Here is a 15520-nt window from a genome sequence, read left to right on the forward strand (position 1 = left end):
CCCCGGATATCCGAGGCAGGCCCTGATCTTAAAATTTTATTAAATTAGAAGATTCCAAGAATTTTCTTAACAGTTACAAACTTAACGTTTGACTCGTTAGAGTAAACAGTCTCTTCACCCTGTACCTGGTAAGCAACAACTTTGTAGTAATAAGTTACCTTATTCTCTACATCTGCGTCTCTGTAATCTCTGCCCTGTACGTCAGCGATCTGTACGAACTCTCCGGTCTTACCTTCTCTGCGGAATACAAGGAAGCCGTCAGCGTTCTCATCCTTGGTCCAGTGTACTCTTACACCAAGAATTGACTGGTTTACGTACTCAAGCTCAGGATCAACAATATTGCCTTTTCCAACTACGAAGCTGTCCTCTAATACTGCATCCTCAAGAAGAACTTCTGCGTCGTTGTTAAGAGTTACAACCTTGGTTCTGATAACAGACTCCTGTGCTACAAGTCCCTTAGCTACGTTAAATGTAAGTGTTAAAACAGTCTTGTTGGCTGTTACTGCCTTATCGCCAACAAATGCGATTGAAAGACCCTTGAGGTCGCCCTCTGTGTAGTCCTTATTTACATCGCTCTCTTTGAAAACCTGGTTAACAGTGCTCTTTTCAAGTTCAAATACAGCGGGATCGTATACAACTGCGATCTGTCCGTCTGTTACTTTTGCATTCTCAAGCTTGAGCTTATATACAACCTTCTGGTTGTCCGGCTTGCCGCTTAACTCGGTTACTGTACGAACCGGTGCTGCGTCTGCAGCCTTTACGGATTTAGCAGGCATTCCGGCAAAAAGAACGATTGCTGTCAAAGCTGCAACAGCTGCTCTTTTAAATAATTTATTCATTAATTAGATCCTCCTATTTCCTCGGCTACTCCGATTTCTTCAAGAGCGGCATCCTCAGATGAATCCAGTGTATCGTCTACTACTGAATCTTCACCATCTTCTCCGCCATAATCCCTTACTGTAATCCAAACAGTTGCTGTAAGGTTTTTGCCGTTTTCATCTGTTGCTTTTGTAGAGACAAGAATTGTGCATCTACCTTCCTTAAGTGCAGTAACAGTTCCGTTAGAACTTACTGTTGCCACAAGCTCGTTAGAGCTCATGAACTCAACTCCATCATAACCTTCTTCAAGGTTCTCAGGGCCTACAGTAGTCTTAATAAGCGCTCTGTCTCCAACCTCAAGGTCAAGTTCCTCAACATCTGTTGTAAGGCTTGTAGGATACTTGGTTGTCTCAGGCTCTTCTACAGGCTCTTCTTTCTCAGGTAATGTGAATGTGTAAAGTGAGCTGTTAAGAGCATAGTCGTAAAGCTCGATGTAGAAGGAGCTACTTCCTTCAGGAACCTTAACTGTAACAACCTTCTCTTCACCCTTAACGGTCTGGTCAACAGCATATCTGCCATCAACGTATCCTGATGCATCAAGAGTAAGGATAGCAGCTGTGTATCTGTTGTCCTGAACTGTAAGGTCTGCTGTGCCGTCTTCGTTGAGAACTGCATCTACGATTTCAGGTTCTGTGTTATCTACAGCAAGTGAATAGCTGATGCTAAGACCCTTGCCTGTAAGTGTGTTGATATCTTCAACGTCATCATAATAGCTGGGAACTGCTGTGAGCTTAACTTCTACTTCTGTGTCATCAGGAAGAACGTTGCCTTCAGCGTCTGTAGCGCCCCAAAGGAGTTCCTGAGTCTGAAGGGAATTCTGCCATGCACCCTGGTATGTGAATGCTGCATAGTTCTCAAGCTCTTCATGTGAATAGTAAACTTCACCGGTCTTCTTATCCTTGATCTCAGCTACTACTCTGTTAGCATTTCTGATAAGTGTGTAGTAGAATCCGCCGAGAACTGTTCCGTTTGTTCCGCTGAGTGCGGTTCTGTCAGGAATGTACTCTGCATCATCTGCAACAAGGTTAGGAAGGAGGTAGTACTCATTATCCTCATCCATCTCGCCGTAAGGGAAGAATGAAATGAAGTTGGTCTCCTCAAGACCTGTGTAAAGGTAAGAATTCTTAGAGTACTCGTCGTCGAATCTTCCCTGATAGAAATCATAATCTTCGAACATGGAAGAATCGCCCCAGTTTCCGTAGAAAGCAAGGAAAGGAACTGAAAGGTCTACAGCACCCTTAGCATAGATGAATCCATCTACATACATACCGTTCTCGAACTGTGCAAGATACTTCTTGTCAGCAGCTGAAAGGTTGATTGAAACATTAACCTTGGCAGCGTCCTTAACCTCTACTGCTCTGAGGTTAACATCAGCAACTTTTTCGCCGCCCTTAAGGAACTGCTTACCAAAGAGGAATACGTCCTTGGTATTAACTGCTCCGTCATTGTTGAAGTCGAACTCATCCTGGAATGCTACAAGGCCGGGAACCTCTACTGAGCCGTTAACAGCCTGAAGGAATGTAAGACGGTCCTTCTTGTTAACCTTGCCGTCGCCGTTAAGGTCATATACAAGAACAGTATTGTCAGCTGTAAGTGATACAGCAGGGTTGAGCTTGTGTGAAGATCCAGCAAAATATCTGAGATTCTGGTATGCATAAATCTGCTCTGTAAGAACTGTAGAATCAAGTACATAGTACTGAGGCTCTTCTGTAAGGTTGTAAAGATCGAATGAGAAGTTGTACTCACCGCTCTTTGAAGGGTCATCTCCAAGAACAACCTTAACCTTACCGTCGTTGCCTTCCTTGTCACCAACAAGTGCATAAACAGGTGATGTTACTGCATTGTATACGTTGGCAAGACCTGCACCCTGTGATCTTGGTGAATACTCAAGACCTGAAGGATCGTTGTCCTCGTAAAGAGGTACAGCTGTTGCCATAAGAAGTGACTGTGCAAGAGTACGAACAGATAATCCTGTCTTCTCAGCAAGTCCGTTCTCTCTGATGTACTGCTCAACAAGGGCACTCTGACCTGAAACTGAAGGAGCTGCCATTGAAGTTCCGCTCATAAGTCCATACTCGCCGTTGTCTATTGTTGAGTAGATGTTTCCGCCGGGAGCTGTGATCTCAGGCTTAAGATCAAGAGTTGCAGGAACACCGTAGGATGAGAAGGTGCTCATTGTGTAACCGTCAGCTGCGTTGTAGTTGGTTCCTACATTACCTGCAACAGAGATAACACCTGTGTAAACGCCATCAGCAACCTTTTCTCCCTGCTCTGCAACTGCAAGGCCTTCTGCCTGTGTGATGGAAACAGCAGGGATAACAGCTGTGCTTCCCTGAAGTGTCATGTTGATTGTGCCTGCCTGGTTGTTGTAGACAACAACACCGATAGCGCCGGCTGCCTCAGCATTCATCTGCTTCTCACCGAAAGTGATGGTACCGCGGGAAACAAATACGATCTTGCCTTCTACATCAACGCCTTCGTAGTCAGTCTTTTCACCCTTTGCTTCAAGGTATACGAAAGGATACTCTGTTCCGTTCTGATCTGCTGATGTGTCAAGAGTCTTGAACTTAGGAGCAAGTGTATCATTACCGTCTGCGTAGAAGATCTTAGCGCCGTCTGCTGTAGCAAAGTAGTTAGCTGTCATACCGCTGTTAACAGCACTTGCTACTGTAAGAGCGTTGTAATAAGATCCGGGAGATCCTACTGTATCCTGGTTAACATCCTTGGAAAGGTTAACACCGAGCTGGGAATCATCTGCCCAACGTCCTGAGTTACCTGCTGAGATGGAAACAACAGTGCTTGTTCCCTCAAGCTTCTCAAAGATGTCGTTAACATATGTCTCAGAGTCTGCAGAATAACCTGCAACTGCCGAACCAAGTGAAAGGTTAACAACGTCAGCCTTAAGACGAAGAGCGTCCTCGATGGCTGCCATGTAATCGTCTGTGTAAGCTCCACCGTTGGTTCCGAAAACCTTCATGGTGATGAGCTGTGCGTCAGGAGCGATACCAACAACGCCTACTGCCTGCTGTGAGAAGCCTGTCTCAGCTGCTGCATTTGGAACATAAGCGTTAGCTGTAGCGATACCTGATACGTGTGTACCGTGGTCACCCTCTTCATCATTGTCATGTGTGATGTCGAGGTTCTTATCTACGTAGTTGTAAGCGAAAGCAACCTTGTCATTAACAAAGAGCTGCTCTCCTGTAAGACCTTCGCTGTCCTTGGAAGCATTGAGGCTAGGAAGAACGGTTTCGATCTCTTCTGCTGTAAGAAGGTTGTAATCTTCTACAGTCTTGCCGGCCTTCTCTGCTGTCTCAGCAAGGTGAGCATCAAATGCAGCACCGTCAAAAGAAGGATGATCTGAATCGATACCTGTATCGATAACGGCAATTCTTGTGCCTGCTCCGGTGTAGCCTGTAGCCCATGTTGAATAGCTGCCAACCATGTCGCCGGATGTGATTGTCATAGGATCAGCTGTTACCTGAGGCTCATACTCCTGAGCAACATAAACGGCAGCAACACCGTCAACAAGCTTGATCTTCTCGATATCCTTGTAAGCAACGTCTGCTGATACAGCGTTGGTTACGATTGAAAGATTGAAGTTAACATCAAGCTCCTCTCCCTCAAGAGCTTCCTCTTCGATCTTCTCAACAGTAGCTTCCTGCTCACTGACGATATTCTCGGAAAGTGTCACGGCCTCAGCCTCTGTCAGCTCGGCTGTATCAAAGCCTGCGTCAAGAACGCTGTCTCCCTCCATGACAATGATAACTCTGGTCTGCTCATCGGGATCCTGCTTAGCTGCTTCTACATCAGCTGCAGCTTCCCCATTTAATAAATCGGCAGTCTTCTCGAGGCCAACCTCTGCAGGATCTACCTTTTCATACGCAGGAACTTCTTCGAGTTCCACTTCTTCGCTGAGGTCTTCTGTAAGCTCTTCGCTTAAAAGCTCTTCAGCGCCGTCTCCTGAAGCGGCTGATGCTGTAATAGCAGGTGATAATGCAAGTGATGCACTAAGGATTACAGCCAGCGTCTTTTCAGGGCACATTTTTTTCTTCATACACTTTCTCCTCCGTCGTTAGTATAGTAGTACTTTATAAAAATGCATCGTTGTCGGTGCAGCTTTATACGATGGTATTGGGGTGATGAGCCTCCATCACCTTGATTCTCTTAATAATAGGAAGATCCTGTATCTGTCTGAGCTGGAATGGGGATACTACGGCCACTGCCGCATGACCTGTCACATCGAACCTGGAAACCTGTAAAATATCTCCTGAAAGAGCCTCTCTCTCAATTCTCTCAACTCCTTCTTCGATGGTGACATCGTCTGAAAAGACAATGTATATACGCTGTGGAACAGTCTCTGAAGTACCGTTCTGATCATCGAGCCTGAGCTTCCTGTTGTCCAAAAAGTTACCGGAGGGTTTTCTCCCCGGGAGCTTCTCAAATGAAGCCTTGCTCATATACGCACCTCCAAAATACTCTTTTCTGAACTTTCCCACATAATGCCTCAAATAGGTTAGCAAATTATAGTGAATTATCTGAAAAATCCTCAACCGGTTTAAAGCGTTGGCCTTTTACCACTTCTATGTGCTAAAGCGTTTTGAGTGCATTTTCCCCACATGGAGAAAGTTATATTTAAGTTTAAGTTTGACATGGTCCAATGTCAAGAGTTTTCTAAAGAAAATATAAACAAAGTATAATACTATTAAAAAACGCAAAAAAACAGGCAGCCATGGGTAAAAAACCAATGACTGCCTTTGTCATATGCATTATAATCAGTGCGATTAAAGATCGTAGCTGCCCTGAACCTTGTTGTCCATTACGAAGTAAACCTTGTTCTCTTCAGGCTTAACATAAAGGTTGATCTTCTTAACAGCCTCTGCGTCGCCGCCCATATCGTACTGGAACTTGTTCTTTGCGTTCTGGATAAGATCTGCATAGGATACAGCTCTGTCACCATACTGAAGAACGATGTTGGTCTTAACCTCAGCTGCCTTAGGAGCTGCTTCCTTCTTGGCTGCAGGCTTCTTAGCTGCAGGCTTCTTAGCTGCGGGCTTCTTGGCTGCTGCCTTGGTCTCCTTCTTAGGCTCTGCCTTCTTGGCAGGTGCTGCCTTCTTAGCTGCAGGCTTCTTAGCTGCTGCTGCCTTCTTAGCCGGTGCTGCCTTAGTCTCTTTCTTCTCAGCCTTAGCAGGCTCTGCCTTCACTTCGGGTTTCTTGGCTGCCGGAGCAACTGCAGGCTTTACGATGCTATCTGTCTTCTTAATCTCTGCCATTTTTTGTTCTCCTCCTCATAAAATCGCAATTGATTTCTATAGCTCGCTAAAACAATAAAGTGATTACGAAATAGAGTTTACACTCATTAAGCCGCATTGTCAACGCATCCGTCGATAAAAATAATCAACACCCCCAAGAGCCATGGGCTTTTTCAATCTTCACTCTCAAGCTTTCCTATAAATAAAGCGCTGTAGAACTCCTTGATGGTTGCGGAAATCAGGAATCCTCCGCATATGTCGGTGATCCAGTGAACTCCGGCCACTATTCTTCCCAGTACAGCCACCAGCATCACGATATTTGCAAAGCCTACAAAGACTTTGCGGAGCTTCTCCTTGTCTCCGCTGATGAATACTGAGGACTTGCCGGAGGCTGTATCCTTGAGATACTTGCCTGTGCCGTCAAAGATCTTTTTCCAGAAAAGAGATGCTGTTGACATGATGGTGCAGACAACCAGGGTGTGAGTTGATGGGAATGATGCCTCAAGCTCAGTCTCCCCGGGCATGATCACAGGTCTGTAGTTAAGGGGCACCTTGTCAAAAAAGACATATAAAACCATAACAACTACATATACAATAGCAAGGCCGTAGATCTTCTTATCAACCTTGGCAAAGCTCTTGCTCTTTAGAAGCTGCATAAGTCCCAGAACCGCAAAGCCTGCTGCCACAAGGATAGCAATAAGCATGGCCACATCTGTGATCTTGTCGAATAAGGGATTGTAGGGGAAGCGAGCGGCGAATTTGCCGTTGATTCCGGAAAATCCCACAACTGAACCGTTGGGTCCGATGGGTGCCTTGTCCACTGTAAGAACAAGGACTGTGTAAATGAGGGTTACAATAAGGTAAATAAAGGCGCTTTTGATCCCCTCAGCGCCGATGCTGATTTTGTACTCTTTTTTCATACTGTTAAATCTCCTAATTACTTTTTGTACTCTTTTTCTACAAATTCCCTAAGCCTTACCATGGCACGCTCAACCTTCTCGGTGTCGATGCAGTAAGCCATACGGAAGTAGCCCGGTGCACCGAAGCCGTCGGCGGGAACAAAGATAAGGTCGTAGTCCTTGGCTTTTTTGCAGAACTCCACAGAGCTCTCCTCCAGGGCCTTGGGCATGATGTAGAAGGTTCCGCCGGGCTTAACAATGGTGAAGCCCAGGTCAACCAGGGTATCGTAGATGATGTTCATATTGGTCTCATAAACAGACAGGTCCGCTGTCATGCCGCATACCTTGGCAACAGCCTGCTGAATGATTGAAGGAGGACAGTTGTGTCCTGTGCCTCTTGAGATCTGGCCGCACATGGGAACGATGAACTCTGCTCCCTCACAGGCGGGGTTAACGGCAACATAGCCGATTCTTTCTCCGGGAAGGGACAGTGACTTGGAGAAGGAATAGCAGCTAAGGGTGTGGTCATAGAATTTGGATACGTAAGGGGCATCCGCACCCTTGAACACGATCTCTCTGTAGGGTTCGTCTGAGAGAAGGAAAATGGTGTGTCCGAACTCTTTTGACTTGGCTGTGAGAATATCTGCCAGCTTCTTCAGGGTCTCTGTGGAATAAGCGATTCCGGAAGGATTGTTGGGTGTGTTGATAAGAACCGCAGCAGTCTTTTCGGAAATCATCTCCTCGAACTTCCCGAAGTTGATCTGGAAGGAGGTGAAATCAGCAGGAACAAGGCTCAGCTCAAGGCCTGCGCCGTTGATGTAAGGTCTGTACTCAGGGAAAAATGGCGCAAAGGCGATAACCTCATCTCCGGGCTTGGTCACAGCGCGAACTGCATGGGAAATAGCGCCTGCTGCACCGGTTGTAGGGAAAATGTGCTCAGGGCCGTAGTTCATGCCAAAGCGCTCGTTAAGGGACTTGGCAATGGCCTCCTTGAACATGGGGTTACCAAGACTTGGTGTGTAGCCGTGAAGAGTCATGGTGTCCTCTTCCTGAAGGAGTCTTATCATCTCATCGGTAAACTCCTTGGGCACTTCAACGCTGGGGTTACCAAGGCTGAAATCAAATACGTTCTCATAGCCCACTTCTTTTCCCCTGGCAGTGGCATATTCTGACAGTTCTCTGATAACAGACTTAGCTGAAAGCATGTCTTTATACTGCTGATTTATCATAACGATCCTCCTGGAAAAACTATTTTCCTGTTATTTTACTATAGTATAGTAACGGATTAAAGTACTTTCTGATATATAATTTCCAATGGACCCGGGTCCATTTCTCCGTCACACCAGCAGCTGCTGCATTTTCTCAACAATGCTCTCGGTGTCGGTAAGAAGCTGAGCAGCGGCCTTCTCGGGGCTGCCTTCTTTTTTGTATTTGTAGATAAATACCGGAGTTCCGGCGCTGTGGAACTGCATGGAGCCCTTGTAGCCGGCGATGAATCCGGGGATCTTGCCGGGATCTATCTTGGCGGCGGGGCTTATCTTAAGCTCTATACTTCCGTCTCCGCCCTTGATCTCCAGAAGGTACAGGGCATGGGCTCTGGTACGAAGAAGGGATATACGAAGAAGATTCGTTACAGTCTCGGGCACCTCTCCGAATCTGTCCATAAGCTCGTCCCTCATGTCGTCACACTCGCCCTGATTCTCTAGGCTGGCGATTCTCTTGTATATCTCCAGCTTCTGCTCTTCGTTCATAATATAAGTATCCGGAATGAAGGCACTGACATCCAGGTCGATACTGGTGTGGATGTCCTCAAGAACATACTCTGAGCTTCCTTCGGTGTCGTCGTTCTTTTTGTGGCGCACCGCTTCACCCAGCATCTTGCAGTAGAGGTCGTAGCCTACAGCCTGCATGTGTCCTGACTGCTTCCTTCCAAGAAGGCTTCCGGCGCCGCGGATCTCCAGGTCTCTCATGGCGATCTTGAAGCCGCTTCCCAGGTCTGTGAACTCACGGATAGCAGAAAGTCGCTTTTCCGCGATCTCTTTTAACATCTTGTCCTTCTTATACATAAGGAAGGCATAGGCTGTCCTGTTGGATCTTCCTACGCGGCCCCTGAGCTGATAGAGCTGGGAAAGCCCCATTTTATCTGAGTCGTGAATGATCATGGTGTTAACATTGGGGATGTCCAGACCGGTCTCGATGATGGTGGTGGACACCAGCACGTCGATGGTTCCGTCGATGAAATCGTACATGATACGCTCCAGCTCCGACTCCTTCATCTGGCCATGGGCAAAGGCCACGTTGGCCTCCGGCACCAGCTTCTGGATCTGGGCCGCCACGTCAGCGATGTTATTTACTCTGTTGTATACATAGTAAACCTGTCCGTTTCTGGAAAGCTCTCTTACGATGGCCTCACGGACAAGCTCGTCATTGTATTCCATTACATAGGTCTGGATCGGGATTCTGTCGTTGGGAGCTTCCTCCAGAACGCTCATCTCCCTGATGCCCACCAGTGACATATGAAGGGTTCGCGGGATAGGGGTAGCTGACAGGGTCAGAACGTCCACGCTCTCCTTCATGGTCTTTATCTTTTCCTTGTGGGTTACGCCAAAGCGCTGCTCCTCGTCCACGATAAGGAGTCCCAGATCTTTGTACTGCACGTCCTTGGAAAGGATCCTGTGGGTTCCGATGACGATGTCCACCAGGCCCTTCTTCAGGTCAGTTACAGTCTTTTTCTGCTCACCGGGAGTTCTGAATCTGGACATAAGGTCCACCCTCACCGGGAAGTTTCTCATTCTCTCGGAAAAAGTGTTGTAGTGCTGCTGCGCCAGGATAGTGGTGGGAACCAGCACTGCCACCTGCTTTCCGTCCTGGAGAGCCTTGAAGGCCGCACGGATTGCGATCTCTGTTTTGCCAAAGCCAACGTCGCCGCAGATAAGTCTGTCCATAATTCTCGGGGACTCCATATCCCTCTTGGTGTCCTCGATGGCGGTGAGCTGATCCTCTGTCTCCTGATAGGGAAAAGCGTCCTCGAACTCCTGCTGCCAGACGGTGTCCTTGCTGAATTCGTAGCCTGCGGTCTGCTGCCTCTTGGCGTAGAGCTCCACCAGGTCCTGGGCCACTTCTTCGACGGCGGCCTTGACCTTGCTCTTGGTGTGGGACCAGTCGCCGCTTCCCAGCTTGTTGAGCTTGGGCTTGTGGGTGGTCTCGTCGTCTCCGCCGGAGGCGTATTTCTGAATAACGGAAAGGCCTGTGGCCAGCACGTAGAGATTGCCGCCACCGCCGTACTCGATCTTGATGTAATCCTTCACCACATGGTCGGATTCGATCTTCTCGATTCCTCGGTAGATTCCAAGGCCGTGGTCCTCGTGAACCACGTAGTCGCCTATCTTAAGGTCAGCGAAATCAGAGATCTTCTCGCCCTGATACTGACTCTTTTTCTTCTTGCGCTTTTTGACATGTTCTGTAAAAATGTCGCTCTCAGCGATAACTGCAAACTTGATCTCGGGATACTCAAAGCCCTTGAGGATCCTGCCGTAGTAGGTCATGATCTCGCCGCTCTGAAGGGTCCTTCCGGGATCCTCGCTGTAAAAGGCTGAGACCATATTGTCCCGAAGGTCCTCTACGATACGCTTGGCCCTGGTTCTTGAGCCGGACAGAATAAGGACTCTGTAGCCCTTTTTACTATAATTCTTAAGGTCGTTTACAAGGGCATCGAAGCTGTTGTTGTAGGCTGCGATACTTCTGGCGCTGATGTCCACGCTCTTTTCCGGCTCAAAGGCATTCTGGGCCTTGGGCATCTGAAGGGCGGAGATCAGAACTCTCCTGCCATTGCCCATTCTGGCGATACAGTTGTCCACGCTGTAAAGAAGATCCATCTGTCCCGGAAGAACATAGCCCTTCTCAGCTCTGTGGGTCATGCTCTCCCGAAACTCCATCTCAACAGCCATGGCGTGCTCAAGAACGCGCTGGGGTTCATCTATGAAAATGCAGCTCTTTCCCTTGGGGAACAGCTCCTGCATTGTAACGGTGTCTTCGTAAAAATATCTGATGTAGCTCTCAAGGTTAACGGCGGAGTGGAGCTCTAAAAGCTGCTCCTTGAGTTCGTCCACGTTGGTCTTTAGCTGGTGGGCTTCCTTGGTCTTAAACTCTGCCCTGAGCTTTTTTACCATCTCCTCGGACTCGTCCTCGATCCTCTTAAGTCCCTCGTGGAGGCGCTTCTCCCCCATGATGATCTCGGAGGCGGGGTAGATCTCGATGGATTCCAGCTTCTCCAGGGAGCGCTGGGACAGGATGTCAAAGCTTCTGATGGACTGGATCTCATCTCCCCAGAGCTCGATTCTGTAGGGGTTATCCTCGGTCAGGTCAAAAACATCCACGATGTCGCCGCGGATTGAGAATTCCCCGGGGCCCTCTACCTGATAGTTTCTGACATAGCCCATCTCAACCAGCTTTTTGCCGATCTCTATCTCGTCGATGGGTCTGTGCTTATCCAGGGGAAGGATATGCTTTTTGATTACTTCCGGCTGGATCTGGGGTGCCATCAGAGCTGAGAATGTGGTGACCACGGTGACGGGACGCCCCTCGAGAAGGCGCCTCATACAGCGGATCCTCTGGCGGACTATCTCGTTGGAATGAACGTCTGCCTGGTAAAAGATAAGGTCCTTTGCGGGGTAGACTGTGACATTCTTGTCGTAAAACTTGTAGTCCTCGTAGATCTCTTTTGCCCGAAGGTCTGAGTAAGTGACAATAATCCTGTACTTAAAATCAGCGCCCAGGCCATCGATGAAGTGGAGCTTCTGTGAGTCCACACAACCGGTGACCTCCGCGCAGGCAAAGGGCTTTTCCAGATATTTATTTATTTCCTCAAACTGAGGAAGCTCGTGTAAGGGAGTTGAAATCGCTCTCATTCTTATTCTTTCTTGCCATTAAACTTGTTCATGGCAGAGTCAACGCCGTTTTCCATTATCTCAACAACCGCGTCTGCTGCACGGCTTACGGATTCCTTCATTGTGACAGCATCCTCGCCCTGGAAGTGACCCAGGACCCAGTCCACCATGTCGTATTCCTTGGGCTTTTTGCCGACGCCCACTCTTACGCGGCTAAAGTCGCTGTGTCCCAGCTGGGCGATGATATTCTTAAGACCGTTGTGGCCTCCGTGACTTCCCTTGGGACGGATGCGAAGGTTACCCACATCCAGCTCCACGTCGTCGGAAATGACGATGAGCTCTGAGGCGGAGTCCACCTTGAAATAGTCACATAAGGGGCGGATCGCTTCGCCGCTGAGGTTCATATATGTTAAGGGTTTTACGAGAATAACCCTGTTGTTACCGATTCTTCCTTTTCCGAAGGCGGCCTTGAACTTGGTCTCTGTAAGGCCGATATTGTACTTGTCTGAAAGGGCGTCTATGGTGTCGAAGCCCACGTTATGGCGGGTTCCGAAATATTTCTTTTCAGGGTTACCCAGTCCTGCGATAATAAACATTCTTCCTGTTTCCTCTTCCTTTTCTTTTACAAAAATACCCCTGATAAATTTAAACATTTTCCCTCCCGATTGCAAGCGCACAAAAACACAGGGGGCTTAGAATATAAGCCCCCTGAATTATACTTTTTCCCAATATATGTCTTAAGAAGCAAATTACTCAGCTGCAGGAGCAGCCTCTCCATCTGCGGTCTCCTCAACGTCAGCCTCTTTATCAAAGGCTTCAAGAATGGTGTCCTGTAAAACCTTACGCATATCTGAATTGATTGGGTGCGCAATATCACGATACTCACCATCTGCAGACTTCTTGCTGGGCATTGCGATGAACAATCCCCTCTCGCCCTCAATCACCTTGATATCATGAACAACGAATTCATTATCAAATGTAACTGATACCACTGCACGCATTTTTCCCTGCTTTGCAACTTTTCTGACACGAACATCTGTAATCTTCATTTTTTAACCCCCTCTTGGTTAAGAATTAAAGTGTCGTTATCGGGTTACTTTATTAAGTTTATTATAATACTTTTTTACGATATTTTACATACCAATATATTTTTATTATGATTATGCCTGACTTTGAATCCCTATATCATAATACATATCTCTCATTGTTCTCCACAACGATCTTGATGCCGTTATCCTCTTTGTAGTAGGAGTTGGCCTGGATGGTGCCGTGGCTCTCTACGATACAGTTCTCGATATGTGTATTGTCCCCTATATACACATCATTGAGGATAATGGAGTTCTTGATGTAGCAGTTGTTGCCGATGAAGGCTCCTTTGAATATCACGGAGTCCTCAATGGTTCCGTTGATGATACATCCGCTGGAGATAAGGCTGTTTTTAACGTTAACCCCCACGTTATATTTAGCCGGCGGAAGATCTACTACCTTGGTGTAGATTCCCGGATACTCTCTGAAGAAGTACTGTCTCACCTCGGGCTTGAGGAAGTCCATGTTGGTTCTGTAGTAGTCCTCCACGGAAGCGATGTTGTTCCAGTATTCCTTGATCTTGTATCCGTAGATGCGCTTCATATCCTTGTATCTCACAAGAATGTCTCTAACGAAGTCGTATCTCTCTTCCTCTTCAGCTCTCTCGATGAGCTCGATGAGCTGTCTCCTTCTGATTACATAGATACCGCAGGAAATGGTGTTGGATCTTGATACAACAGGTTTTTCCTCGAATTCTTCGATACGGCTCTCCTCATTCATGCGGATAGTTCCGAATCTCTCGGTATCGATGTCTGCCGGCATGTCCTTGCAAACCACGGTGATGTCGGCCTGTTTCTGAATATGGTACTCAAGGAGTTTGGCGTAGTCCATCTTGTATACGCAGTCACCGGAAGTGATGATAACGTAGGGCTCGTGGCAACTCCTAAGGAAATCAAGATTCTGTGCAATGGCATCCGCTGTTCCTCTGTACCAGAGGTTTCCTGATGCCTTAACCGCAGGGGTGAATACGTAGAGACCACCCTGCTTACGTCCGAAGTCCCACCACTTGGATGATGAAAGGTGAGTGTTAAGACTTCCTGCATTGTACTGTGTGAATACGGCAACTGTCTGGATATGTGAGTTGGTCATGTTGCTAAGGGCAAAGTCGATACTTCTGTAAAAACCTGCCACAGGCATAGCACAAACGGCTCTTCTCTTGGACAACTCCAACATTCTGCTACTGCTGCCACCTGCTAAAATAATGCCAATCGCCCTCATGTCAATCACCTGCCTTATCTAATGTTCTGCCGCTGTCGAGAATGCCGTCTTGGTAATCCTCCAGGGTAGTAATTCCGGAAATCATGGTATTCTTACCGACCTTAACATCATTGGGAATAACAGATTTCTCACCGATAGTGCAGAGACCTTCACAATAAATTCCGGGCTTGGTCTCGTTGGGCTTCTCTTCAAAAGCACCAAGGGTTACGCCGCTTCCGATCTTGGCCTTCTCAGCGATGATGGCCTTCTCGATGGAGCAGCCCTCGCCGACCTCAGTCTCATTCATAATGATGGAATGGGAAACCACTGTATCTTTTCCGATCTTGACACCGGGTCCGATTACGGAGTTATAAACCTTACCGTAGATCTCGCAGCCCTCTCCTACGATACTGCGCTCAATGGCACTGTCAGGTCCCATGTACTGAGGCGGCTGAACATCGCTGGCGGTGTAGATCTTCCAATATTCCTCATAAAGATTGAACTCGGGAACGATGTCGATGAGCTCCATATTGGCTTCCCAATAAGAAGTAAGTGTTCCGACATCCTTCCAGTATCCGTCAAATTCGTAGGCGTAAAGAGACTGACCCTGCTCCTTGCAGTAAGGAATGATATGCTTACCGAAGTCAAGGCCTGCCTGATTTCTATTTTTGATAAGAGCGTCCTTAAGAGCCTTCCAGCTAAAGATATAAATACCCATAGATGCAAGGTTGCTGCGGGGATGCTCAGGCTTCTCCTCAAAGTCGATGATGCGCTTGTTCTCATCGGTGATCATGATACCGAATCTGCTGGCCTCCTCCATGGGAACAGGCATAACAGCAATGGTAGCATCAGCGCCGCTGGACTTGTGGAAGTCAAGCATTGTCTCATAATCCATCTTATAAATGTGGTCTCCGGAAAGGATAAGCACATAGTCAGGATTATAGCTCTCCATATACTCTAAGTTCTGGTAAATAGCATTGGCTGTACCGGTATACCATTCACTGTTGGCACTCTTCTCGTATGGAGGAAGAACTGTTACACCTCCGAAGTTACGATCGAGATCCCACGGAATACCTATGCCAATGTGAGAATTAAGTCTGAGTGGTCGATACTGTGTAAGGACTCCGACAGTGTCCACTCCTGAATTGATACAATTACTAAGCGGGAAATCAATTATTCTGTATTTCCCACCAAATGAGACTGCCGGCTTAGCCATCTTGGCTGTCAGCACTCCCAATCTGCTGCCCTGGCCCCCTGCCAAGAGCATGGCGATCATTTCTTTCTTTATCATGTTCCACCTCGTTGCTACTTTGTCGTCCGAAAC

General features: G+C 47.5%; 11 protein-coding genes. All 11 read right to left on the reverse strand.

Going from position 1 to position 15520, the window contains the following annotated elements; genetic code table 11:
• Positions 1-44: 44 nt before the first annotated feature.
• Positions 45-839, reverse strand: a complete 795-nt coding sequence (locus T359_RS0110565; protein WP_026517460.1) for a hypothetical protein — start codon at positions 837-839, stop codon at positions 45-47.
• On the reverse strand, positions 839-4933 hold the full coding sequence (locus tag T359_RS20030; protein WP_035784253.1) for a S8 family serine peptidase: 4095 nt from the start codon (positions 4931-4933) through the stop codon (positions 839-841). Before T359_RS20030 ends, T359_RS0110565 begins: the two co-directional genes overlap by 1 nt.
• 64 nt (positions 4934-4997) lie before the next feature.
• Complete coding sequence (locus tag T359_RS0110575; protein WP_026517461.1) at positions 4998-5336, reverse strand: hypothetical protein; 339 nt, start codon at positions 5334-5336, stop codon at positions 4998-5000.
• Positions 5337-5660: 324 nt separating this feature from the next.
• A complete protein-coding gene (locus T359_RS22800; RefSeq protein ID WP_026517462.1) occupies positions 5661-6149 on the reverse strand; it encodes a DUF6465 family protein in 489 nt (162 codons plus the stop codon).
• A 152-nt stretch (positions 6150-6301) separates the two neighbouring features.
• Entirely contained in the window at positions 6302-7048 is a 747-nt protein-coding gene (locus T359_RS0110585; RefSeq protein WP_026517463.1) for a phosphatase PAP2 family protein, read from the reverse strand.
• Between the two features lie 17 nt (positions 7049-7065).
• Entirely contained in the window at positions 7066-8256 is a 1191-nt protein-coding gene (locus T359_RS0110590) for a pyridoxal phosphate-dependent aminotransferase (RefSeq protein WP_026517464.1), read from the reverse strand.
• Positions 8257-8364: 108 nt separating this feature from the next.
• Entirely contained in the window at positions 8365-11934 is a 3570-nt protein-coding gene (gene mfd, locus T359_RS0110595; protein ID WP_026517465.1) for a transcription-repair coupling factor, read from the reverse strand.
• Positions 11935-11936: 2 nt separating this feature from the next.
• Positions 11937-12509, reverse strand: a complete 573-nt coding sequence (pth, locus tag T359_RS0110600) for an aminoacyl-tRNA hydrolase (RefSeq protein WP_026517466.1) — start codon at positions 12507-12509, stop codon at positions 11937-11939.
• 153 nt (positions 12510-12662) lie between these two features.
• Entirely contained in the window at positions 12663-12962 is a 300-nt protein-coding gene (gene spoVG / locus T359_RS0110605) for a septation regulator SpoVG (protein WP_022778889.1), read from the reverse strand.
• Between the two features lie 136 nt (positions 12963-13098).
• Complete coding sequence (gene glgD, locus T359_RS0110610) at positions 13099-14217, reverse strand: glucose-1-phosphate adenylyltransferase subunit GlgD (RefSeq protein ID WP_026517467.1); 1119 nt, start codon at positions 14215-14217, stop codon at positions 13099-13101.
• 1 nt (position 14218) lies between these two features.
• A complete protein-coding gene (locus tag T359_RS0110615; RefSeq protein ID WP_026517468.1) occupies positions 14219-15487 on the reverse strand; it encodes a glucose-1-phosphate adenylyltransferase in 1269 nt (422 codons plus the stop codon).
• Between the last annotated feature and the right edge of the window lie 33 nt (positions 15488-15520).

Origin of the sequence: Butyrivibrio sp. MC2021, assembly GCF_000621605.1 — a bacterium.
GTDB lineage: Bacteria > Bacillota > Clostridia > Lachnospirales > Lachnospiraceae > Butyrivibrio.